Genomic DNA, 24523 nt, shown 5'->3' on the forward strand with positions numbered 1-24523 from the left:
TAAAAAGATTGCAAAAAAAGAACGAATCTTTAATATGTCTTAAAACACCACAATTAAACCTGATCGTGGAGATAGCACTTTTTATGAAAAGATTTCTTTTGTATAAACTTAAACTGGATATTATGAAAAAGAAATTATTCTATTATTTACCACTGTTGCTTTTAGTTTTGAGTTCTTGCTCCGGAGAAGATTATGTTGACAATAAAAATATAGTTTTACCAAAAACATTAAAAATCATATATCCTTATAATACTTCTGCTAATTTTGACACTGAGATTGTTTATGATGCAAACAAAATTGCAAGTATCTCTAATAAATACAGAAAAAGGGAATATGTCTATAATGGCACGCAAATAATAAAAGAAATCGAATATAATTTAGAATATGATCAAGGAAAATCTGAAAAAGCATACACTTATATAAATGATAGTTTAAAAACTGTTACAACAGTAGTACACGGGCAAAAAACAAGATACGTTTATGTCTACAATATTGATGGCACAGTTACTATAGAAACATATATTTTAGATAAAGAAACTGCAAAAGAATCAAAAGAATCTGAAAGTAAAGTGCTGACTTTTAATAACGGAAATTTGATTAAATCAGTTTTTAATTCGACATATGGAGAGAGAAGCAGTACTTCTCGTTATGATTATGACGCAAACAACAATGCTTTTAAGAATGTTTTAGGACTTGATTTATTGTTAGATCAGGCAAATTTTGGTTCTGAATTAAATCTTTTTTCAAAAAATAATATTAAAAAATATAGCGCATTTACCATTGGATCAGGGATTGTTAGTGAACCTTATTTTGAGACTATCAATTATGAATACAATAAAAATGGTTATCCAGCCAAAAAAACAACTTATAATTATAAAGGAGACATAACTGAAATAATCGAATATATCTATTAATCGAAAAGTTTATTTTTTTATTGGTGAAAATTGGCGAAATTCGTGTTTAAATAAAAAACCATGCAATTCAGAACCCAAATACCGCTTTCTAAAACCAATAATCCAATCGATTATAATTCGAAAGTAATTTCTTTTGGTTCTTGTTTTGCAGAAAACATGGCCGATAAATTTGACTATTTTAAGTTTCAAAATAAAACAAATCCATTTGGAATTATTTTTAATCCGGTTTCGATTGAAAAAATAATCGAAAGAACCGTTCAGGAAAAATGGTTTACCGAGAAAGATGTTTTCTTTCATAATGAGCGATGGCATTGTTTTGAAGTACATTCCGATTTAAGCAATTCAGACCGACAAGAATTACTGGAGACTTTAAATAAAGCGATTTCAGAAACCAGTAAAAAATTAAAAGAAGCAACACATATCATTATTACCTACGGAACGTCGTGGATTTATAGAAATATTGAAAGCGATCAAATCGTAGCAAATTGTCATAAAGTGCCTCAAAAACAATTCTCAAAAGAATTATTGCCTGTTGATGTAATCGAAAAAAGCATTCAAAATACAATCCATTTAATCCAGACAATTAATCCGGAAATAGACTTCATTTTCACGATTTCGCCAGTCCGTCATATAAAAGATGGTTTTGTCGAAAATCAATTAAGCAAATCGCATTTATTTGCGGCTTTACATTTCAATCTATCCCGAAGCTTCGGCACTAAAACCAACAATATAAAATTAGAATACTTTCCTTCGTATGAAATCATGATGGATGAACTTCGTGATTATCGTTTTTATGCTGAAGATATGCTGCATCCCAATCAGGTTGCAATTGATTTTATATGGCATAAATTCAGTGAAAATTATATTGCCGAAAATGCTACTTTGATTATGAAAGAAATCGAAGAAATTCAAAGAAGCCTTCGTCACAGAAGCTTCAATCCTGAATCAGAAGAACATCAGAAATTTTTAGCCAAACTTCAGCAAAAAATAAATCTTCTGGGCGAAAAATTACCGCATATTAGATTTTAAAAAACACTTCTATAAAATATTTCTTTTGACTTTAGCCGAATTTAATTATTTGGCTAAAGCCATCTTATATTTATTCTTATTTCCGTTGGTTAAAACCAACGGCTAGGCAATATAACAACCCCAACAAACCAGATTTAAAAGAATAAAAATTTGCGTCTTTTCGTCTTTGTGGTAACTTTAAAAGTAAGAAATTAACTATTTTTCCGTATAATTTTAGAAGAATTGCGCATAATTATGTAAATTGTTAAAGTTTAAAATTTACAATTTTGTAAACTGTAGAAATACAGTTTCTATACAATGCAATTTTAATCTAATCGTGTTTTACTACGTATGAATAAGAAACCCATTCATTTTCTTAAAAAAACACTACGTGTACTACTTTGGTGCGTGGGTTCTATAGTTGCACTTTTATTACTCCTTACCATTTTAATTCAGCTCCCGTCAATTCAGAATTATGCTAAAGATAAAGCCATAAATTATCTGCATGATAAAATAAAAACCAAAGTTTCATTAGACCGAATTTTAATCAAATTTCCAAAAGATGTAGTTCTGGAAGGGTTTTATTTTGAAGATCAAAAAAAGAAAGTTCTGCTTGCCGGAAAACGTTTAGAAGTTGATGTCGATTTATTTAAATTGATTAGCAGCGAATTAGAAATCAACTCCGTTTCATTAGAAAATACTACAGCCAATATTTCCCGAAATAAAGAAGGTGTTTTTAATTTTGATTATATCATAAAAGCATTCGAATCAAAAGAACCAAAAGTAGAAGATCCGGATAGTAAACCTTTCAAAGTTTCTGTCGTAAAAGTGAATCTCGATAATATCAATTTTAATTTTAAAGATGATTTTGCTAAAAATGATGTAAAAGTAAAATTGACGCATTTTGATACTAAATTCAACAAATTTGAATTGGATAAAATGAATTTTGATATTCCGAATATCAATTTAAACGGATTAAAATTAGTTTTAGATCAGGATGCCGTAGAAAAAATTGCCGAAGTTTCTGTTGAAACTGTCGATACCATTTCTAAGAGAAAAGATTTCAAACTAAAATTAGATAAAATCAGTTTATCTAAAATTGATGTATCTTATGATAACAAAGATTCAAAATTAGATTCGGGAATAAAACTGGGAAATTTAGATTTAACGGTGAATGAAATTGACCTGAATAAACAGCTTTTAGATTTTGATTCTTTCGAATTAAAAAACTTAAAAGGAAACTTACGATTAGGGGCAAAAGACAAACAAATTAAAGCGCCAAGTTTAGATTCAACTTCCATAAAACAAACAGGATGGAAAGTAAAACTAAACGAAGTAGATATACAAAATATCGTTTTCAAATTTGACGATATGCAATCAAAACCCACTCAAAAAGGAATTGATTACAGCCATTTAGATTTAAGCAAATTTAATCTTAAAGCAGAAAAACTATCTTATGGAAATGATGTAATTTCCGGAAATATAAAATCGCTTGCCGCCAATGAAAAAAAAGGTTTAGAGATTCAGTCTTTAAAAACAAATTTCTTTTACGGACCTAAAAATGCGTCTTTAGAAAATTTATATGTAAGAACGCCTCAAACGCTTTTGCAGAATAAAATTAAAGTGAAATATGCTTCGCTTGCCGCCTTAAAAAAAGATTTAGGAAACCTGACTATAGAAGCCAATCTAAATCAATCTAAAATTGGTTTTAAAGATATTTTACTATTTGCGCCTGATTTACAAAAAACAAATCCGTTTAAAAGCAATCCAAATGCTATTTTGTATTTGAATACACGCCTGAGTGGAAAAATAAAAGACCTGAATATTCCGCAGTTTGAAATGAGCGGAATTGGAACTACAAAAGTTTCCCTTTCGGGAAAAATTACCGGTTTGCCGGATGCTCAAAAAGCCTATTACGATTTGAATATTAAAAAGTTATCAAGTACTTCAAAAGATGTTTATGCTTTTGTACCGGCGGGAACAATTCCGAAAAACATTCAGTTGCCATCGCAATTTAATTTGCAGGGAAAATTTAAAGGTTCGATTCAGAATTTCAAAACAAATCTGACTTTAAACAGTAGTTTCGGAAATGCAAAAGTGGATGCGTTATTTGATCAGCGCATTAAAAAACAAGAGAAATACGATGCGACGGTTTATTTACTTGATTTTAATTTAGGTAAATTAATTAAAAACGATTCGATAGGAAAAATTACGCTTAAAGCGAAAGTAAAAGGCAAAGGTTTAGACCCAAAAACGGCTCAGGCAGAATTGGACGGTTTGGTGCAAAAAGCGGTATTTAATAAATATACATATAGAGATTTAGCTTTAAAAGGAAATATTAAAAATGGAACTTTTGCTGTAAAATCAGGAATGAATGACCCGAATTTGAATTTTAATTTAGCTGCAAGCGGAAACACGAAAGACAAATATCCATCGATTCAATTAAAATTAAACCTTGATATTGCCGATCTTGAAAAACTTAATCTTCACGCCGGACCAATGAAATTGCGTGGAAATATTGATGCCGATATTGCGAATAGTAATCCGGATTTTTTAAACGGAAAGGTGTTTCTTTCGAATGTTCAGATTTTACAGGAAGCAGAACCAATTGTGTTGGATTCTGTTCGCATAATTGCTTTTTCAGACGAAAACCGAAATAATATTAAAATTTCATCTCAGTTTTTAAAAGCTGAAGTTGACGGAAAATACAAACTGACCACTTTAACAGCGGCAATAAAAAAATCAGTATCGAAATATCTTGATTTACAAAATCCGAAAGTAAACGGAGAATCAGACGAACAACGATTAGCTTTTACATTAACGGTAGACAATGATCCGCTGATTTTTAAATTAATTCCGAAATTAACCGGTTTAGAACCCATTAAAATTACAGGAAAATACAATAACGTAACAGATTCTTTAGAAATAAAAGGAACGATTCCGCGAATTGTTTATGCAAATAATACTATTGCCGACGGAAAAATAAATATCGAAGCGAAAGAAAATGCTTTAGAATATCAAATTTCTGTAGCAACAATTGAAAGCGGTTCAATGAAAATTCCGTTTACAAGTTTATCCGGAAAAGTCGAAAGTAATGTTTTGACATACGCTCTTGAAGTAAAAGATACAAAAGACAAACAGCAATATTTTATTGCCGGAAATTTGAATCGTGACGATAGTAAAAATATTTTTAAAATTGATGCTGAAAATTTTGTTCTAAACTATGATAAATGGAATATCGATCCTGAAAACTCCGTTGAATTTGGTGGAAAACGTCTTTATATCAATAAATTTTATCTTGATAATGCCGGAAATGAATTAAAAATTCAGTCGCAGGGAACTCAGGATAATGCGCCATTGCAGGTAGATTTTGTAAACTTCAAAATCGAGACTGTTTTAAATATGGTAAAAAAAGACGAGTTGTTGATGCAGGGATTGATAAACGGAAATGCGGTTGTCGAAAATGTAATGACAAGTCCAACTTTTACGTCGGATATAAAAGTGACTGATTTTGCTTTTAAAGCAGAACCGGTGGGCGATATTGAAATAAAAGTAGACAATAAAACTAATAATATACTGGCTGCAAATGTCAATTTAACCGGACAGGATAATGATGTAAAACTGACGGGAAATTATACGATAAATGGCGGAAATTTAGATTTTAATGTGGATATCAATAAACTGAATATCAAAAGTATTCAGGGATTCACAATGGGAAATATTACAGAAGGAAAAGGGTATTTATCAGGAAATTTTAAAATTACCGGAAATGCTTCTTCTCCTAAAATTGGCGGAGAATTAAATTTCAACGATACCGCTTTTAGAGTTACACAGTTAAATTCTTATTTTAAAACAGATCAGGAAAAAATCACTTTTTCAAATGATGTAATTTCATTTGATAAGTTTACGCTTATTGACGAAAATGACAACGAATTATCTGTAGACGGAACAATTCAGTCTCCGGATTTTAGAAATTATAATTTTGGTTTAACCGTTGTCGCCAATGATTTTAGAGCGATTCATTCAAAAGCGGCAGACAACGATTTGTTTTATGGAGATTTATTTTTAGATACCAAATTAAATGTAAAAGGAACGCTGGATAATCCGGTTATTGGCGGAAATATCAAGATAAATAAAGAAACAAAATTCTCTGTTGTTTTACCACAATCAGATCCTTCAATTGCTGATAGAGAAGGGATTGTTGAGTTTGTAGATGAAGATAATTTGTATTTGAAACAAACTGCCGAAATTCAGGAAAAACTCAATCAGTCTGAGTTAAAAGGGATGGATGTAAGTGTTGAAATTACGATCGATAAAGAAGCAGAACTTACGCTGGTAATTGATAAAGGAAACGGAGATTACTTAAATTTAAAAGGCGAAGCGCAGCTTACAGGCGGAATCGATCCTTCGGGAAAAACAACTTTAACGGGTAAATATGAGTTTTCAGACGGCGCTTATGAAATGAATTTCAATATGATCCGAAGAAAATTTAATATTCAAAAAGGAAGTTCGATTACCTGGAATGGCGAACCAACGATGGCAACTTTAAATATTACAGCAATTTATAAAGTAGAAGCCGCACCGATAGATTTACTCGGAAATCAGTTAGGGTCAGTAAGTTCGACCGTTAAAAATACATACAAACAGAAAATTCCGTTTCAGACTTTATTAAAAATGAAAGGCGAATTATTGAAACCGGAAATTAGTTTTGATATTATTCTGCCTGACGGAAATTATGATGTTTCATCTGATATCGTTTCGGCTTCGCAGGCAAAATTAGAACAGCTTCGACAAGAACCGGCAGAATTAAACAAACAGGTTTTTGCACTTTTATTACTTAACAGATTTATTGGTGAAAATCCGTTTGCAAGTGAAAGCGGCGGAACAAGTGCCGAATCGCTGGCAAGACAAAGTGTGAGCAAAATTCTTTCTCAGCAATTAAATGATTTGGCGGGAGAATTAATTACCGGAGTTCAGTTAGAATTTGACTTAGAATCCACAGATGATTACACTTCGGGAGCGAGAGAAAACAGAACCGATTTGAATGTTGGGGTTTCTAAAAAACTGCTGGATGACAGATTGAAAGTGACCGTAGGAAGCAGTTTTGGCGTTGAAGGTCAGGAACGTGCCAACGAAGAAAGTACCAATATTGCAGGAGATGTCGCACTTGATTATCAGCTTACAAAAGATGGACGATATATGGTTCGTGCTTATCGAAAAAATGAATATCAGGTTGCGGTAGAAGGACAGGTTGTAGAAACCGGAGTTGCTTTTATTATTACGATGAGTTACAATAAGTTCCGTGAACTTTTTCATCGTTCTGCCGAAGAAAAAGAAATGATTAAAGAGGAAAAACTGCGTAAGGAAAAAAGAAAACAGAAAGAAAAAGAAGAAAAGGAAAAAGAAGAAAATAAAGAGAATGAGCAAATTGAAGGAAATGAGCAAAAAACATAGCGATATGAAAATAAGATATATACAATATTCTGTGCTGCTTTTATCCTTGTTTTTTGTTTTTGGATGCAGCAACACAAAATATTTACCGGAAGGTGATTTATTATACACAGGAGCTTCTGTAACCGTGAAAGATTCTGTGATTAAAAAGAAAGAAAGAAAAGCGCTTGAAAAAGAACTTGAGGGTTTATTACGTCCAAAACCAACGAAACAAATATTAGGATTACGCCCAAAATTATGGATTTATAATATTGCAGGAGAACCTAAAAAAGAGAAAGGAATTAGATATTGGCTGCGTAATAAAGTGGGTGAAGCACCGGTACTTTTTAGTCAGGTTGATTTAGATTATAATTCGTCAATTTTGAGAAATTTTACAGAAAACCGAGGTTATTTTAAAACCCGTGTCAGTGCAGATTCAACCGCAAAAAATAAAAGAGTTACGGCAGAATACACGGTTGTACCCAAAAAACAATATATCATTAAAAGTGTCACCTTTCCTGATGACTCTTTGGCAATGTCAAGAATAATTGGAAGATCAAGCCGAAGAAGTTTATTAAAAGTTGGCAAACCGTATGATTTGGATGTCATTAAAGCAGAACGTGAACGCATAGACGCACGATTGAAAGAAAAAGGATATTATTATTTTAATCCCGATTATATTTTAGCTAAGGTAGACAGCAGTAAAGGCGATCATGAAGTAAAAGTGAGACTGGTAATAAAAGATGATGCACCGCCAAAAGCACTTACAGCTTATAAAATTGGTAAAATAGTTGTGTACCCGAATTTTTCGATTTCAAAAGACAGTGTAAAATATACCAAAAAAGATGTTGTTCAGTATAAAGATTTTACGATTATAGATACCGCAAATACTTTTAATCCGAGAGTTTTTGACAGAACAATATATTTTAAAAAAGGAGATCTTTACAACAGAAAAGACCATAATCTGACTTTAAACCGATTTGTAAATCTTGGAACTTTTAATTTTGTGAAGAATGAATTTAAACCATCAGACAGTTTAAAAAACACGTTAGATGCTTATTATTACTTAACGCTTTTACCAAAAAAGTTTATTCGTGTAGAGGTTTTAGGAAAAACAAATTCGGCGAGTTATACCGGAACAGAGGTAAATGTAAACTGGAATAACCGAAACTTATTTCGTGGTGCAGAATTACTGACTGTATCTGTTTTTGGCGGAGCCGATTTTCAGCTTTCGGGAACAAACAACGGAAAAAACATCTATAAACTCGGGACAGAAACCAGTTTAACATGGCCAAGATTTATTACGCCTTTTAAAATTGGCGGTTCGAGTGAATTTGTGCCAAGAACAAAAGCGACACTTCGTTATGAGTTTCAAAACAGAACACAGCTTTATGCGTTAAATTCTTTTAATGCTTCTTTTGGATATTTATGGAAAGAAAACATTCGAAAAGAACATCAATTGAATGTTGTAGATATTACATACGTGAGCCCGAATAATGTAACGGCTGAATATTTGCAGGATATAGAGGAAGATCCTGCGCTGGGGAAAGTAATCGAAAAACAATTGATTTTTGGACCAACGTATCAGTATACGTACACCAATACGATGCAAAAGCGTAAAAAAAATACATTTTATTTTAACGGAGAATTAGATCTGGCAGGAAACGTAACAGGTTTGGTAACCGGAGCCAATGTGAAAGAAGGAAACCAGAAGAATATTTTTGATGTTCCGTTTAGTCAATATGTAAAACTTAAAGCTGATTTCAGGCATTATTTAAAATTAAGTAAAGAAAGCGAACTGGCAAGCAGAATCATTGTTGGTGCCGGAATTCCGTATGGAAATTCGCTTGCATTACCAACCTCAAAACAATTTGTAGTTGGAGGAACAAATAGTATTCGTGCGTTTAGGGCAAGATCACTTGGCCCGGGAAGTTACTTAAATGCAGTAACAACAAACGATTATTTGCCGGATCAATCCGGAGATTTAAAATTAGAGTTTAGTACAGAATATCGTGCGAAACTTTTTAGTATTGTTCGCGGTGCATTGTTTGTAGATGCCGGAAATATTTGGCTTATGAACGCAGATCCCGATAAACCCGGAGCTGAAATTTCTAAAGATTTTATGAAAGAAATTGCTGTTGGAGCCGGAGCCGGATTACGTTTTGATTTGTCTTTCCTGATTTTAAGAACCGATTTGGCATTTCCGCTAAGAAAACCGTATTTGCCTGAAGGCGAAAGATGGGTAATTAAAGATATCGATTTTGGCAGCGGACCGTGGCGAAAAGATAATTTGATATTAAATATAGCTATTGGTTATCCATTTTAATTCGTGAAATTCGCAGCTAAAAAACTTCGTGACGAAAAATTTTTAAGCTCTTGAAAAAAAGAAGTAAATTGGTCTAATAAAATAATGGAATGCAAAATTTAATAAAAAGAATAATAGTTTTAGCTGCTGCTGTGCTTGTAATAGTTTTGGCTTTCAAATATTGTGAGTTCAAGAAAGACGACGATTCTACGATTGATTATAATACCAATCTTATTCAGCAGCAAATTTTGAATGTTGGAAAATTGGTTGTCACCGAAGGGCATTTCTCAGAAGTTATAACCTATAAAAATCAACAGAAATATTTGATGGATATGGTTTCTTTTGAGAAGAAAGCGCTTGTTGTTGTAAATGCAAATGTTACCGTTGCCTACGATTTGCATAAAATGAAATACGATATCGACGAAAAAAATAAAACCATTACAATTCTTAATATTCCGAAAGAAGAAATTACAATCAATCCCGATATTCAGTTTTATGATGTTGAGCAAAGCAAACTAAACCCGTTTACTGGTGATGATTATAATAAAATCAACAAATCGGTAAAAGCAAATCTGGCTAAAAAAATCGATAAGTCGTCACTTAAAACAAACGCTCAAAACCGATTAATTAGTGAATTATCCAAGATTTTAATTCTGACTAATTCAATGGGCTGGAAACTGCAATATGACGGAAAAACAATCGAATCTGATAAAGATTTTAATGAGAATTTGAAATTGTAATCAAAGGTTCATAGGGGCAAAGGTTCAAAGGTTTTTAACAGAATCTTGTCATTTCGACGGAGGAGAAATCACACAAGAAATTCCGTCTAGTATGCCGCCAATCTTTGTTGAGTTACTATTGTGATTTCTCATTCCTCGAAATGACAAGGCTTGCGTTTTATCACTTTTCGTGAAATAAAATCTGCGCAAAATCAACTTAAAACTGCCAAATCTTCGAGAAATAAATCAGTACAATTAATAAAAAAGTTTCTGTGTCTTAATGTCTTTGTGGCAAAGAACTATCAAAAATCAAATCTAAACCTCCAGCAATTAAATGCGCTACTTCCGGACGTTTTTCTTTCAATTGATCTAAATGAACCAGGACTTCCTGCAAAAGCTGTTTCTCTTCTGAATCTTTTAAAAGTTCTGCGATTTCAACAGTTAACAACCAATCGGCAGGATGATTATTTTTTAGTTTTTCAAAAACAGATTTAAGCTCAGATTTAGAATCTTTGTTTTCTCTGATCATACGAACCGTTTGATATAGAACTTCAAGATCGTCACGTTCGTCTGTATGTTTTGCTTTAATAGTAGTTGTTTTTGGAACAGTATTTATAAGATCAAAACTATTGACATCGGCCGGACCGGAAAAAGCAGAAACTACTTTTTTACCAATTGCCATATCATAATTCCCCCAATCAGGCTGAAACAAAATCGTTTCGCCATGAGTAACGGTACAATTTCTAAAACTAATCAGAATAATTTCACCGTGTAAGTTTCTTGAACCTGTAATGATTTCACCTTCAACAATAATACTGCCTTCAAATTCTAGTTTTACAGTTTCATTTTCGACAATACTATAGGCTTGCAAGTCTTTTGGACTCATATCTTCAATCGCCAAATTGAACCCTTTTAGTTTCCCAATCGGACTTCCAAATCCGTGTGGATGCGTTAAAGTACCGTGACCAACTAATTCTTTTTCGCGATAAGATAAAGCTGTTTTTCCTGTTGTCTGAATGTAAACCGGTTTTCCTTCTTCTTCCAAAACATTGGTAAAAACACCAGAAATTTGTAAACCTGTACTTAATTCAATTGTTCCCAAAGCATTCGAATGAATTAGTTTTTTAATTCCCGAAATTCCTCCGGTTCTTAAAGCCATTTTATTAGCAAATTCTTCCAGAATCAAACTTAAATAAGAGAAATTTGGCGTAACATAAAGTTGAGGCTGTAACTGCGTAATATCAAAATTTTGATTCGCAGCCGAAATATCATAAGGGATTTTCTTCACGTTGTCGGTCATGCACCAGGCACTTTCTCCGATAGAAGAAAGTAATCCGGCACCGTATATTTTTGGGTCTTCGACAGTTCCAATCAAACCGTATTCAACAGTCCACCAATGTAAATTACGAATTTGAGCCATTTCAGACAATTCGCCCATATTGTTTTGTAAATCAGCAACCGCTTTTTCAGCCTCGTCAATTTTTTCCTGTGGTGTATCTTCGGCTTCTTTCAAAATCGAAAGCAAACGAATCGCTTCATACATTTGATAATCTTTATGCGATGAAATAGCTTTACAGCCAATTTCGCCAAAGCGGCGCAAATATTCAGCATATTCAGGATTTGCAATAATAGGAGCGTGACCGGCACCTTCGTGAATAATATCCGGTGCTGGTGTATATTCAATATGTTCTAACTGACGAATATCTGAAGCAATTACCAAAACGTTATAGGCCTGAAATTCCATAAAAGCATTTGGCGGAATAAATCCGTCAACGGCAACAGCAGCCCAGCCAATTTCGGTCAGAATTCTGTTCATGCCATACATACTTGGAATTGAATCAACTTCGATTCCGGTTTTTTTCAAACCGTCTAAATAAGAATTATGGGCAACTTTCGATAAATAATCTACATTTTTACGCATTACATAACGCCAAACTGCCTGATTAATTGGCGAATAATCGCTATAATCCTGAGGTTTGATGAATTGCTGTAAATGTTTTGGCAATCTTTCTAATAACGGATTTGTTTCAATAGATGCATTCATTTTCGAAAACGTTGTAGATTAAGAATGTAAAATTACGAATTTGAATAGCTATTTCCTGAGATTAATTAAAATATTTTTATTTAATAGAATCTTTTGTTACAGTTTTGTTGAATTTTCTGCGTTTCTGAAATATTCAATTTTATGATTGAACATAAAAGCCATATTTGTGGCACGCATTTTTGCTTCTTCAGTAACTTCACCTGCGAAAAGAGTATCGATTGATGCGTTAAAAATTTGAATCCAGCGATCAAAATGTGTTTTATCTACAGGTAATTGTTTATGCGGAGGAAAAGGTGTTCCTGAATATGCGCGGACATCAAATAAAATAGTCTGCCAAAAACCATACATTTTTTGCAAATGCACCGGCCAGCGATCTTGTAATTTGTCGTTAAAAATTGGTCCAAGAAGATCGTCTTTTCTAATGTTATCATAAAAAGTATCGACCATCAATTTTATGTCTTCTATGTTTGAAATATCTTTAAGAGTTGCCATGTTTTCTAAATAAAATGAATTGCAAAAATACGATATATCATAGTTTACCCTTTCTGATATTTATCATTTGAGTGTTATTTATTTTATAAAATTGAATGTAAAATAGGATTTGAACAAACAGAAAATAAAGGTTTATATACTGATTTTATCATTTTATGATTTTTTAAAATACAAAAGTAAGATTATTATGCGATTTATTGTTTTTAAAATATTAAATATCAATGATTTAATAAAAAAATAGATAAGTTTTTGTAAGGTTAAAATTTCAAAATGATGTGTATTTGTAATGTAAGAAAAATATCATTTTAATTAAAATTACTATAATATTGATGAGAATTAATAAAATTAATCTTAAAAAATGAGAAAAAATTAATTATCAAAAACCTTAAAAAATGAACAAAACTACCCAAAAACCACAAAACCGAATGAAACTTATAATAATGTTTTGCATTATTATGATTTCATTAATGACTAAAACAACAGCACAGACTGTTACGCCCTGGATTACTTCAGGCGATCAAACAAGATTATTACAACAACAAGGTACTGTAAGCTTTGGTACAAATTCAGGATCTAATCCTTCTACAGTCACTGTAAACCCTTCAACAACCTATCAAACTATGGATGGTTTTGGATACACACTTACAGAAGGAAGCTGCGAAGTTATTAGCGGAATGGCTGCTACACAACAAAATCAGTTATTGAATGATTTGTATAATCCAACTACAGGATTAAACGCAAGTGTTGTTCGTATTAGTATAGGAGCTTCAGATTTAAGCAGTTCTTCGTACAGTTATAACGAAACTTCGGGCGATGTAAATATGAATAATTTTAGTTTGAACGGACCAGATTTAACGTATTTAGTTCCCATTCTAAAAAAGATAAAATTAATTAATCCAAATATTAAAATATTGGCAACTCCGTGGTCAGCACCACGCTGGATGAAAACCAATAATTCTTGGTTTGGCGGAAATTTACAAACACAATATTATGCGGCTTATGCCCGATATTTTGTGAAATATTTTGATGCCATGCAGGCACAGGGAATTTCGATTTGGGGAATCACGCCTCAAAACGAACCTGAAAATCCAAATAACGAACCAAGTATGCTGATGAATTCTACAGAACAAAAGAATTTTATTAATCAACAGCTTGGTCCTCAGATGGCATCCGCAGGTTATGGAAATATAAAAATCATAGCTTTTGATCATAATTGTGATAATACAGCGTATCCAATTGATGTTTTAAATAATAGCGGTTATGTTGATGGAGCAGCTTTTCATTTGTATTTAGGAAACATTTCGGCTATGTCAACAGTGCGAAATGCAACAAATAAAAATGTTTATTTCACGGAACAATATACAGGATCAGGAGGAAGTTTTGGCGGAGATTTTGGCTGGCACATGCAAAATGTTGTTATTGGAAGCACAAATAACTGGTCAAAAACAGTTCTGGAATGGAATGCAGCAAATAATTCAAGCCTTGGTCCGCGTACTCCGGGCGGATGCAGCACTTGTTTAGGAGCAATTACAGTAAACAATAGTACAAGTTATACAAAAAATGTAGCGTATTATATTATTGGGCAAATCTCAAAATTTGTAAAACCGGGTGCTCTAAGAATCAGTTCTTCAAGTACAAATGGATCTATTGTTTCTGCCGGATTTAAAAATCCTGACGGATCTATTGCACTTGTAATTTATAATTCCGGATCAGCAAATGCAATCAAAGTTGTTTCAGGAACATCTGCGTTTAATTATACAGTTCCTGCTTCATCTGCGGTAACATTTACCTGGGGAGCAGGAACACCGCCTGTTACAGGTTTGCCGGGATATTATAATATCATTTCAAGAAATAGTAATAAAGGTTTGGATGTGGCAGATAATGCAACAACAAGCGGAAGCCGTATTCAGCAATATGATGTTACAGGCGGTGGCGGAAATAATCAACGCTGGAAATTTGTATCTGACGGAAGCGGCAATTACTACATTATTGTAAAATCTATCGGATTGTATCTTGCAGTTGAGAATAATGGCGCGACAGACGGACTAAAAGTACAGCAAAGAACATTGTCTGCTTCAAACGAATTTAAATGGACCGTTACAAGTCTTGGAGATGGTTATTATAAAATCATCAATTTGAATAGCGGAAAATCATTAGATGTCGAAAATGTTTCTACGGCAAATGGCGCAAATATTCAGGTTTGGTCGTATACAGGAGGTTTAAATCAGCAATGGCAATTAGTACAGGTTGAATCTACAGCTAAAAAAGTTGCAGTAGAAGAAGTTAATTCTCCATCTGATTTATCTGTTTATATAAATACATCAAACGACTATTTAAAAATTAATACACCAAATTCAGGTTCGGGGCAGGTTGAGATTTATTCGGTAACGGGTCAGATTTTGCTGAAAAGTACGATTGATTTTGTAAGTGGAAATGAAACAGAAGTTGATATTTCAAAATTATCAAAAGGATTATATATTGTTAAAGTTACTGATAGCAAAGGTTCACATTCTAAGAAAGTGGCTAAAAAATAGTTTTTATATTTCTGAATTCAATTAGTAATTTTATATTGAGTGAAAAGGCTGTCTGATATTATTTCAGGCAGCCTTTTGTTTTTTAACCAATTAACTGTGTAAACAAATCCTGATTGTCATTTAAGTACTGAAACTCAAATCCGTTTTTTGTCATATTTAGTTTAATATTCATAATGTCTTTTTTGTTTTTCAATTCTAAACCAACAACTACAGAACCTACTTCGCGATTGTTTTTTTTATGAAACTGAAAATAAGTAATGTCATCATCGGGACCTAAAATGTTATTTACAAATTCTTTTAAAGCTCCCGGACGCTGTGGAAACTGAATCATAAAGTAGTGCATTAAACCTTCATAAAGTAAAGAGCGTTCTTTTATTTCGGCAGTTCTTTCAATGTCATTATTGCTTCCGCTTACTACACAAACCACTTTTTTGCCTTTTATTTTGTCTTTGTAAAAATCTAAAGCAGCAATTGTTAATGCGCCTGCAGGTTCTACAACCATAGCTTCTTCATTGTATAATCGTAGAATTGTAGTGCAGACTTTTCCTTCGGGAACGAGAATAATATCATCCAGATTATTTCGGCAAATGTCAAAAGTCATATCTCCAACCTGTTTTACGGCGGCGCCATCAACAAATTTATCTATTGTTTTGAGTGCTGTATTTTTATTTTCGGCAATAGAAGTTTTCATTGAAGGAGCGCCTTTTGGTTCAACCCCAATAATTTTTGTATTCGGACTCAAATGTTTAAAAACTTCAGATAATCCTGAAGCAAGTCCACCGCCGCCAATCGGAACAAAAACATAATCAATAGGTTCTTTAAAGCTTTCTAGAATTTCTAAACCAACAGTTCCCTGACCGGCGATTACTTTTTCATCATCAAAAGGATGAATGAAAGTTTTGTGATTTTTAATAGCGTCTGCAGTTGCCGATGCATAGGCATCATCAAAAGTATCTCCTGTAAGAACAATTTCTACAAAGGATTTTCCAAACAATTGCACTTGTTTTACTTTTTGTTTTGGAGTAGTTTTTGGCATATAAATTTTGCCTTTTATCTGAAGTAAATGACAGGAATAAGCAACGCCCTGAGCATGATTGCCGGCACTTGCACAAACAATTCCAGTTGCTTTTTCAGTATCTTTTAACGAAGAAATTTTGTTGTAAGCACCTCTAATTTTATACGACCGAACAATTTGTAAATCTTCTCTTTTTAATAAAACAGTCGATTTAAATTCTTCTGAAAGATTCAAATTTTGTGTGAGTGGTGTAGCGGCAACCACATTTTCAAGTTGCTTTTTTGCGGCAAGTACTTCGTTAAATAGATTCATGATAGTGTCTTTTTGTGAACTGGTTTTTTCTTTTGCCACAGATTAAAAATTCTTATTATCTTTTTAATCTGTGGCAAAATATTTAAATAAAAAAACCTCCCGATTTGGGAGGTTTTATAAATTGTATTTTGTTTACTTATTTATATAACACCTCGCCATCATTGCCCAATTGCAATAATGCTAATAATAGCGATAATAATGTTATTAAAGTTTGTCATTTTTTTGTTGTCTGAATAACAAATGTATAAATTATTTTGAGAAGTAGTCAATAACTTTTTTTAGTTTTTACAAAAAACTGAAAACTGAAACTGAAAACTATTTTTTAACCGGAGGATATTGAGCCAAAACTTTGCTTACAATTTCTTGTACTTTTGCGTCTTTTTTATCAACGTTTTTTGTTAAAGTTCCAACACCTTCACCTTGCCAGATCATTTCTTTCTTTTTAGCATCGATTAAATCAATGAATAAAGTTCCTTCTGTAGAAGTTGAAACAGTAGTCTGGTTTCCGTACATCATGTAAGGATTCCATCCCCAGCCCCAACCGTAACCCCAACCGGCGCTGAATTGGTTTACATTTACCTGTTCTCTTGATTTAGTAAAAATGTTTACTAATAAATCAGGATTTTCGCTTTTGGTAAAACCTTTTGCCTGCAATTCAGTATCTATTGCGTGAAGAATACGTCTTTTATCCAAATCAGAAATTTCAACCTTGTCAATTCCCGGCTTAAAGAAAGCATAAGTTTTATAAGGCGTAAAATCTACGTTTTTGTCGTAATCAGAATAAACACTAACCGTGCTGCAAGAGGCTAAAAGTAAAAGCAGAAAAATGGGTACTAATTTGAATGTTTTCATATAATTAAGTTTTAATGTTCTCATTTTTAAATAAATAAGAAAACTTTAGGCTAAAATAAACTTTCGTCTACTATATTAGGTAAAGTTACTTTTAGTAAAGGCTGAACTTCCATTGCTCTTTTTATAGCAAAAATAGCTTCGTCATTTCGGGCCCAGCTTCGTCTTGAAATCCCGTTGTTAACATCCCAGAAAAGCATTGATGCTAAACGCTTTGAAGCCTCTTTAGAACCATCAAGAACCATACCAAATCCGCCGTTAATAACCTCTCCCCAGCCAACTCCGCCGCCATTATGAATCGATACCCAGGTTGCACCTCTAAAGCTGTCGCCAATCACGTTTTGAATCGCCATATCTGCCGTAAAACGAGATCCGTCATAAATGTTTGACGTCTCTCTGTAAGGAGAATCCGTTCCTGAAACATCATGATGATCACGGCCTAAAACCACAGTTCCAATTTCGCCTTTTGCAATCGCCTGATTAAAAGCTTCTGCAATTTTAATTCGACCTTCGGCATCAGCATAAAGAATTCTTGCCTGAGAACCTACAACCAATTTATTTTCCTGCGCACCTTTAATCCATTTAATATTATCCTGCATTTGCTGCTGAATTTCATTTGGAGCTGTTTTTGCCAATTCTTCTAAAACCTGACTTGCAATGTTATCTGTTTTTTGTAAATCTTCTGGTTTTCCAGATGTACAAACCCATCTAAAAGGACCAAAACCGTAATCAAAACACATTGGTCCCATAATATCCTGAACGTAACTCGGATATTTAAAATCGATATTATTCTCCGCCATTACATCTGCTCCGGCGCGGGAAGCTTCTAATAAAAAGGCATTTCCGTAATCAAAAAAGTAAGTACCTTTTGCGGTATGTTTGTTAATTGCTTTCGCTTGACGACGCAACGATTCCTGTACTTTTTCTTTGAATAATTCAGGATTGTTTGCCATCATTTCGTTCGCTTCTTCAAATGAAATCCCAACCGGATAATAACCGCCAGCCCAAGGATTATGAAGCGAAGTTTGATCTGAACCTAAATCAATTTTGATATTTTCTTTGTCAAAACATTCCCAAACATCAACCACATTTCCTAAATAAGCAATCGAAACCACTTCTTTATTGGCTTTCGCCGAATGGACTCTTTTAACCAATTCTTCTGTCGAAGTTACGATTTCATTAATCCAGCCTTGTTCGTGACGAATCTTGGTAATTTTTGGATTTACTTCGGCGCAGACCGTAATACAACCTGCAATATTTCCGGCTTTTGGCTGCGCGCCAGACATTCCGCCAAGACCTGAAGTTACAAATAAATTGCCTTCAGGATTTAATTTTATTTTTCTGAAACCATTCAAAACCGTAATCGTAGTTCCGTGTACAATTCCTTGAGGACCAATATACATATAACTTCCTGCCGTCATTTGTCCGTATTGCGAAACGCCCAAAGCATTCATTTTTTCCCAATCGTCCGGTTTAGAATAATTTGGGATCACCATTCCGTTTGTAACCACGACTCTAGGCGCTTCTGAATGCGAAGGAAATAATCCCATCGGATGACCTGAATACATAGTTAAAGTCTGCTCGTTTGTCATTTCAGACAAATATTGCATCGTTAATAAATACTGTGCCCAGTTCTGGAAAACAGCTCCGTTACCGCCATACGTAATTAATTCATGCGGATGCTGCGCCACAGCATAATCCAGATTGTTCTGAATCATGTGCATAATCGCTTTTGCCTGCAAAGATTTTCCCGGATATTCGTCAATTGGGCGCGCGTACATTCTGTAATCAGGACGTAAACGATACATATAGATACGACCGTATTTTTCTAATTCTTCTGAAAATTCCTTGATTAATTCAGCATGATGTTTAGCTTCAAAATAACGCAAAGCATTTTTTAAAGCCAGTTTTTTTTCTTCTGCCGAAAGGATTTCTTTTCTTTTTGGCGCATGGTTAATCGCTAAATCGTATGCTGCCTTTGGAGGTAATATACTTGGTATTCCTTGTTGTATTTGTTCTTTAAAAGTCATTTTTTTTATTTTAGATTTTAGTCCCGAAGCCTCGGGATAGATTTTAGATTTTTTTGAATCCGAATAATCAAACAACTAAATTAATTTAAGGTTAGTTTTAATGTAAGATTCACTTTGAAAAGAATTATCTCATTATCAAATTGGCACATTCTCTAATTAGCTTTCTTCTTTATTTCCCCGGTTCGTTTATCAAATCCATACGGACAATGACGGCAACCACTTTTACAGCAATATCCACGTTTTAAATGGTGTTTTTCAGTAAAGCATTTGTAACCTTCTGGTGTATAATAAAAATCTTCACCTTCGATTAATTTATTTTCATTACTTTGCTCTTTCATAAATCTGCTTTGGGTTCTTGTTTTATTTTCCCAAAAATCAAAAATAAATAATTTATTATGATTTTAATGGAATCAAACAATTTTACAGCTACAAATTTATAAATTTTACAGCCAATGTTTCTGATTGTTGCTAAATATTTAATTCCGAAAGGATATAGAGGAATGGCTGTATTTCCGTTTGTATTCATGAAATATGATTTGGATAAAACGAACGGAACTTTTGTGAATCATGAAAAAATTCATTTGAAACAACAAAAGGAATTGCTGGTTCTGCCTTTTTTTATCTGGTATTTTTTAGAGTATTTAATGCGTTTAATTCAATACAAAAACAAGGATTTAGCGTATCGAAATATTAGCTTTGAAAGAGAAGCTTATGCAAATGAAACTGATTTTGAATATTTGAAAAAGAGATCTTTCTTTCAGTTTTTAAATTACATCACATTAAAATAAAACCAATTTTGAACCAAGAAATTCATATTAATTTTCCAAATGATATCTCTTTGACAATTAAACGAGAAGACTTAAATCATCCGTTTATCTCAGGGAATAAATTGAGGAAATTAAAATACAATTTACTTCAGGCGAAAGCCGAAAACAAAACTACTTTACTGACTTTTGGCGGCGCTTTTTCGAACCATATTGCGGCCGTGGCTTATGCCGGAAAAGAGCAGGGTTTTAAAACAATTGGCATTATTCGCGGTGATGAACTTTTTGATAAAATTGATGAAAACCCAACCTTGAAATTTGCTCAGGAAAACGGAATGAATTTTGAGTTTATTTCGCGCGAAGAGTATCGAAATAAAAATGAAATTTCGTTTATGGAAAAACTAAAAGAAAAGTTTGGTGATTTTTATTTGGTTCCCGAAGGCGGTACAAATGAACTTGCCGTAAAAGGCTGCGAGGAGATTTTGACAGCGGAAGATGCTGTTTTTAATTATGTTTGCTGCGCGGTTGGAACTGGAGGAACAATTTCCGGTTTAATAAATAGTGCATTGCCAAATCAGAAAATTTTAGGCTTTCCGGCGTTAAAAGGTGACTTTTTAAAGGATGAAATTCGTATTTTTGCCAAAAAAGATAACTGGAATTTAATTTCTGACTATCATTTTGGAGGTTATGGCAAGATAAATTTAGAATTAATTGAATTTATCAATGCTTTTTTTGAAGAAAATAAAGTGCCTTTAGATCCAATTTATACAGGAAAGATGTTTTTTGGCGTTATAGATTTAATCTACAAAAATTATTTTCCTGCGCATTCAAAAATTTTACTCATTCATACAGGCGGATTACAGGGGATTGAAGGAATGAATATAAAGTTGAAGCAGAAAAAATTACCAACACTCAAAAGCAATGTTTAAAAAAATTACAATACTTTTCATAATCACAACTCTTGCAAGTTGTTCGTCGAGCAAACCGGCTATTGCCACAACCAAAAAGACGGCGGCGATTCAAAAAACAAGAACAGCTTCTACTAAAAAACCAACGTATACCAAACCAATTGCTAAATATCCAACGACCAATAATACAACCGAAGTTATTCAGTCTACTTCAAAAACGGTTGTAACCAGAAATGTAATTACAGATTATGTATTGCAGTATAAAGATATTGCAATGGGAAATATGCAGAAATACGGCATTCCGGCAAGTATTATTCTGGCGCAGGGAATTTTAGAATCAGGCGCGGGAAAAGGCGATTTAGCGATGGAAGCCAATAATCATTTCGGAATAAAATGTCATAAAGACTGGCTTGGTGAAAGTGTTCGTCATGATGATGATTCGGCTCAGGAATGTTTCAGAAAATATACAGAAGCTTCAGAATCTTACCGTGATCATGCCTTGTTTTTAGTTGGAAAAAACAGATATGCAACTTTGTTTACTTACGAAAAAGATGATTATAAGGCGTGGGCAAAAGGTTTAAGAGCCGCAGGTTATGCCACAGATCCTAATTATCCGGATAAATTAATTAGTTATATCGAACGTTATAATCTGCATCAATATGATTGTCAGGTTACCGGAAAAAGCTATAAACCTTTTGATAAACCAACTTCAGGTAAAAGTTCGTCAACTCCAACTAAAAGTTCGTCAAACGCAAATTCAAATGATCCTAATTTATACGAGGTACAGCAAGGAGATACGCTGTATTCGATTTCAAAAAAGTTCAACTTATTGGTTGATGACTTAAAACGAAAAAATGACCTTTCAGACAATGCTCTTTCGATTGGGCAAAAGTTGAAAGTGAGGTAGTTTTTTAGTTTGCAAGTCTCAATAACAGTTTTCAGTCTCAGTTCACAGTCATTTAAATCTAAAATCTATCCCGAGGCTTCGGGACAAAAATCTAAAATCATAATGATCTATAAAAGAAGTAGTCAGCTTTTTGCTGAAGCAGAAAAAGTAATTCCGGGAGGAGTAAATTCGCCAGTAAGAGCCTTTAAAGCGGTTGGAGGAACTCCTATTTTTGTAAAAAGTGCCAAAGGCGCTTATTTGTATGATGAAGACGGAAATAAATTAATAGATTACATCAACTCATGGGGACCAATGGTTTTAGGTCACGCTTATCAGCCTGTTGTTGATGCTGTAATCGAAAAAGCAAAACTGGGAACTTCATTTGGAATGCCAACAGAACTGGAAACTCAAATTGCTGCTTTAGCGGTTTCTATGGTTCCCAATATTGACAAAATAAGATTTGTAAATTCAGGTACAGAAGCTTGTATGAGTGCAATTCGTCTGGCTCGCGGATTTACAAAAAGAGATAAAATAATAAAATTTGCAGGTTGCTACCACGGACATTCTGATTCGTTTTTGATTCAGGCAGGGAGCGGAGCTGTAACTTTTGGTTCGCCAAATAGTCCGGGCGTTACTGAGGGAACTGCAAAAGATACTTTGTTGGCAAAATACAATGATTTAGAGAATGTAAAAACTTTAATCGAGGCTAATAAAAACGAAATCGCAGCAATTATTATTGAGCCAGTTGCAGGAAATATGGGATGTATTCCTCCTCAAAAAGGTTTCTTGCAAGGTTTACGTGATTTGTGTACGGCAAACGGAATTTTACTAATCTTTGATGAGGTAATGACAGGTTTTCGTTTGGCTCGCGGTGGCGTTCAGGAATTATATAACATCACTGCTGATATTGTAACTTTTGGAAAAGTAATTGGCGGCGGTTTGCCGGTTGGGGCTTTTGCTGCGCGTGAAGAAATCATGAATTATTTAGCACCGCTTGGTCCGGTTTATCAGGCTGGAACATTATCTGGAAATCCTTTGGCGATGGCTGCAGGATTGGCGATGTTGCAATCGTTAGATAATGATCGTGCTATTTTTACTCGTTTAGAGGAAAAAACAGCGTATTTAAAAGCAGGAATTGACAGGGTTTTAAAAGCAAATAATGTAGTTTTCACGATCAATAGAGTTGGTTCGATGATTTCTGTACATTTTGATGCAAATCCGGTTGTAGATTTTCAAACTGCTGCAAAAGGAGATAATGAAACATTTAAAAAATTCTTTCATGGTTTGTTAAACGAAGGTGTTTATATCGCACCATCTGCATACGAAACCTGGTTTATAACTGATGCATTAACGTATGAAGATTTAGACTTTACGATAAATGCGATTGATAAAGTTTCAAAGACATTCTAATAAACAAAAAAGAGGCTTTTAAAGCCTCTTTTTTTTGATCTCAATTACATTTTATCTTTTCGGTGATCTTTCATTTTGTCTTTATGTTCTTTTTGAATTGCTGTCCATTTTTTATATTGATCAGCATTCAAAATAGATTCCATTTTAGCATCTGTTGCTTTATGATCTTCTTCCATTTGTTTTTTCATGGCTTTTCTTTCAGCATCAGTTGGTTTTACGTCAGAGTCTTTTCGGCTCTTTTTAAGCATTTCCATTTTTGTACTTCTGTCAGATAAAAGCTGAGCAACTTGTTTTTGCTGATCTGCATTTAAGTTTAACTCCGTTGTTAATTTTTGCAAATGTGCCTGATCGCGTTCTTGTGAAGATTTTCCGTCTCTTTTGCCATTATGATCTCTGTGCCCTTTGTGTTCTTTTTTAAGTGCAGTCCATTTTGTGTATTGATCAGCATTTAAAATCGCTTTCATTTTAGCATCGTTGGCTGTTTTTTCAGCATCCATTTGTCTTTTAAAAGCTTCTCGTTCAGCGTCAGTAGGTTTTGTTTTATTGTCTTTTCTTGCCGCTTTAAACTTTTCCGCTTTGGCGCTTCTTTCTGCTAAAAGCTGCTTTACCTGTTCTTGTTGTTTCTTATCCAGACTTAATTCAGAAGTTAGTTTTTGTAAATGTTTCTCGTTACGTTGTTCTGGAGTTAAATTTTCTTTTTGATCACGTGCCGATTTCTGATTGATGTCTTGTGCAAAGCTTACTATTCCAACGAATAATAAAGCCGCAATAAATAATTTTTTCATAATTCGTTTTTTTTTTAGATTATACCATTTAGACTTCAAACAGTTTGCTAAGTTTAATGCGATTGTCAGATTTATCTTTTATTTAACAGAAAGTATTAATGAAAGCATAATGTATATG

Annotated in this window: 17 protein-coding genes; 10 read left to right on the forward strand and 7 right to left on the reverse strand. The window is 33.5% G+C overall.

Features of this window, described 5'->3' with window-relative positions; translation table 11 throughout:
- Positions 1–122: 122 nt before the first annotated feature.
- The 5 genes from OLM54_RS20920 (at position 123) to OLM54_RS20940 (ending at position 10397) form a co-directional block, all read left to right on the forward strand.
- A complete protein-coding gene (locus OLM54_RS20920; RefSeq protein ID WP_264536462.1) occupies positions 123–914 on the forward strand; it encodes a hypothetical protein in 792 nt (263 codons plus the stop codon).
- Positions 915–974: 60 nt separating this feature from the next.
- Entirely contained in the window at positions 975–1943 is a 969-nt protein-coding gene (locus OLM54_RS20925) for a GSCFA domain-containing protein (protein WP_264536463.1), read from the forward strand.
- A 330-nt stretch (positions 1944–2273) separates the two neighbouring features.
- Entirely contained in the window at positions 2274–7376 is a 5103-nt protein-coding gene (locus OLM54_RS20930) for a translocation/assembly module TamB (protein WP_264536464.1), read from the forward strand.
- Between the two features lie 4 nt (positions 7377–7380).
- Positions 7381–9678: a BamA/TamA family outer membrane protein gene (locus OLM54_RS20935; RefSeq protein ID WP_413614457.1), complete on the forward strand. Its 2298-nt coding sequence runs from the start codon at positions 7381–7383 to the stop codon at positions 9676–9678.
- A gap of 89 nt (positions 9679–9767) precedes the next feature.
- The gene (locus tag OLM54_RS20940; protein WP_264536466.1) at positions 9768–10397 is read left to right on the forward strand and encodes a DUF4230 domain-containing protein; all 630 of its coding nucleotides are present in this window, start codon (positions 9768–9770) and stop codon (positions 10395–10397) included.
- 256 nt (positions 10398–10653) lie between these two features.
- Here the strand turns inward: OLM54_RS20940 and OLM54_RS20945 are convergent, their stop codons facing one another.
- A complete protein-coding gene (locus tag OLM54_RS20945) occupies positions 10654–12420 on the reverse strand; it encodes an aromatic amino acid hydroxylase (protein WP_264536467.1) in 1767 nt (588 codons plus the stop codon).
- 96 nt (positions 12421–12516) lie between these two features.
- Complete coding sequence (locus OLM54_RS20950) at positions 12517–12912, reverse strand: group III truncated hemoglobin (RefSeq protein ID WP_264536468.1); 396 nt, start codon at positions 12910–12912, stop codon at positions 12517–12519.
- Positions 12913–13304: 392 nt separating this feature from the next.
- On the opposite strand from OLM54_RS20950, the gene OLM54_RS20955 reads away from it, so the two are divergent.
- A complete protein-coding gene (locus tag OLM54_RS20955; RefSeq protein WP_264536469.1) occupies positions 13305–15446 on the forward strand; it encodes an RICIN domain-containing protein in 2142 nt (713 codons plus the stop codon).
- Positions 15447–15528: 82 nt separating this feature from the next.
- Here the strand turns inward: OLM54_RS20955 and ilvA are convergent, their stop codons facing one another.
- From ilvA to OLM54_RS20975, 4 genes are all read right to left on the reverse strand, one after another.
- Complete coding sequence (ilvA, locus tag OLM54_RS20960) at positions 15529–16773, reverse strand: threonine ammonia-lyase IlvA (RefSeq protein ID WP_264536470.1); 1245 nt, start codon at positions 16771–16773, stop codon at positions 15529–15531.
- Between the two features lie 315 nt (positions 16774–17088).
- Entirely contained in the window at positions 17089–17625 is a 537-nt protein-coding gene (locus OLM54_RS20965; RefSeq protein ID WP_264536471.1) for a DUF4136 domain-containing protein, read from the reverse strand.
- Positions 17626–17675: 50 nt separating this feature from the next.
- A complete protein-coding gene (locus tag OLM54_RS20970) occupies positions 17676–19652 on the reverse strand; it encodes a urocanate hydratase (RefSeq protein WP_264536472.1) in 1977 nt (658 codons plus the stop codon).
- A 152-nt stretch (positions 19653–19804) separates the two neighbouring features.
- Positions 19805–19990, reverse strand: coding sequence for a DUF5522 domain-containing protein (locus OLM54_RS20975; RefSeq protein ID WP_264536473.1), 186 nt, complete (start codon positions 19988–19990; stop codon positions 19805–19807).
- Positions 19991–20104: 114 nt separating this feature from the next.
- Here OLM54_RS20975 and OLM54_RS20980 point away from each other — a divergent pair, with 114 nt between their 5' ends.
- The 4 genes from OLM54_RS20980 to hemL all read left to right on the forward strand — a co-directional run bounded on the left by OLM54_RS20980 (position 20105) and on the right by hemL (position 23620).
- The gene (locus tag OLM54_RS20980) at positions 20105–20440 is read left to right on the forward strand and encodes a hypothetical protein (protein WP_264536474.1); all 336 of its coding nucleotides are present in this window, start codon (positions 20105–20107) and stop codon (positions 20438–20440) included.
- An 8-nt stretch (positions 20441–20448) separates the two neighbouring features.
- Positions 20449–21345 carry a 1-aminocyclopropane-1-carboxylate deaminase/D-cysteine desulfhydrase gene (locus OLM54_RS20985; protein ID WP_264536475.1) on the forward strand — a complete coding sequence of 299 codons (897 nt, stop codon included), beginning with the start codon at positions 20449–20451 and terminating at the stop codon, positions 21343–21345.
- Positions 21338–22231, forward strand: a complete 894-nt coding sequence (locus OLM54_RS20990; RefSeq protein ID WP_264536476.1) for a glucosaminidase domain-containing protein — start codon at positions 21338–21340, stop codon at positions 22229–22231. The genes OLM54_RS20985 and OLM54_RS20990 overlap by 8 nt, the downstream gene beginning before the upstream one ends.
- A gap of 102 nt (positions 22232–22333) precedes the next feature.
- The gene (gene hemL, locus OLM54_RS20995; RefSeq protein WP_264536477.1) at positions 22334–23620 is read left to right on the forward strand and encodes a glutamate-1-semialdehyde 2,1-aminomutase; all 1287 of its coding nucleotides are present in this window, start codon (positions 22334–22336) and stop codon (positions 23618–23620) included.
- Between the two features lie 44 nt (positions 23621–23664).
- On the opposite strand, the gene OLM54_RS21000 is transcribed toward hemL, so the two are convergent.
- The gene (locus OLM54_RS21000) at positions 23665–24405 is read right to left on the reverse strand and encodes a hypothetical protein (protein ID WP_264536478.1); all 741 of its coding nucleotides are present in this window, start codon (positions 24403–24405) and stop codon (positions 23665–23667) included.
- Positions 24406–24523: the final 118 nt, after the last annotated feature.

The organism is Flavobacterium sp. N1736, from assembly GCF_025947065.1.
Taxonomy (GTDB): domain Bacteria; phylum Bacteroidota; class Bacteroidia; order Flavobacteriales; family Flavobacteriaceae; genus Flavobacterium.

Excerpts from the sequence above, each read along its gene's own strand:
- OLM54_RS20920 (WP_264536462.1), top strand. The coding sequence starts at position 123 with ATGAAAAAGAAATTATTCTATTATTTACCACTGTTGCTTTTAGTTTTG.
- OLM54_RS20925 (WP_264536463.1), top strand. The coding sequence starts at position 975 with ATGCAATTCAGAACCCAAATACCGCTTTCTAAAACCAATAATCCAATC.
- OLM54_RS20930 (WP_264536464.1), top strand. The coding sequence starts at position 2,274 with ATGAATAAGAAACCCATTCATTTTCTTAAAAAAACACTACGTGTACTA.
- OLM54_RS20935 (WP_413614457.1), top strand. The coding sequence starts at position 7,381 with ATGAAAATAAGATATATACAATATTCTGTGCTGCTTTTATCCTTGTTT.
- OLM54_RS20940 (WP_264536466.1), top strand. The coding sequence starts at position 9,768 with ATGCAAAATTTAATAAAAAGAATAATAGTTTTAGCTGCTGCTGTGCTT.
- OLM54_RS20945 (WP_264536467.1), bottom strand. The coding sequence starts at position 12,420 with ATGAATGCATCTATTGAAACAAATCCGTTATTAGAAAGATTGCCAAAA.
- OLM54_RS20950 (WP_264536468.1), bottom strand. The coding sequence starts at position 12,912 with ATGGCAACTCTTAAAGATATTTCAAACATAGAAGACATAAAATTGATG.
- OLM54_RS20955 (WP_264536469.1), top strand. The coding sequence starts at position 13,305 with ATGAACAAAACTACCCAAAAACCACAAAACCGAATGAAACTTATAATA.
- ilvA (WP_264536470.1), bottom strand. The coding sequence starts at position 16,773 with ATGAATCTATTTAACGAAGTACTTGCCGCAAAAAAGCAACTTGAAAAT.
- OLM54_RS20965 (WP_264536471.1), bottom strand. The coding sequence starts at position 17,625 with ATGAAAACATTCAAATTAGTACCCATTTTTCTGCTTTTACTTTTAGCC.
- OLM54_RS20970 (WP_264536472.1), bottom strand. The coding sequence starts at position 19,652 with ATGACTTTTAAAGAACAAATACAACAAGGAATACCAAGTATATTACCT.
- OLM54_RS20975 (WP_264536473.1), bottom strand. The coding sequence starts at position 19,990 with ATGAAAGAGCAAAGTAATGAAAATAAATTAATCGAAGGTGAAGATTTT.
- OLM54_RS20980 (WP_264536474.1), top strand. The coding sequence starts at position 20,105 with ATGTTTCTGATTGTTGCTAAATATTTAATTCCGAAAGGATATAGAGGA.
- OLM54_RS20990 (WP_264536476.1), top strand. The coding sequence starts at position 21,338 with ATGTTTAAAAAAATTACAATACTTTTCATAATCACAACTCTTGCAAGT.
- hemL (WP_264536477.1), top strand. The coding sequence starts at position 22,334 with ATGATCTATAAAAGAAGTAGTCAGCTTTTTGCTGAAGCAGAAAAAGTA.
- OLM54_RS21000 (WP_264536478.1), bottom strand. The coding sequence starts at position 24,405 with ATGAAAAAATTATTTATTGCGGCTTTATTATTCGTTGGAATAGTAAGC.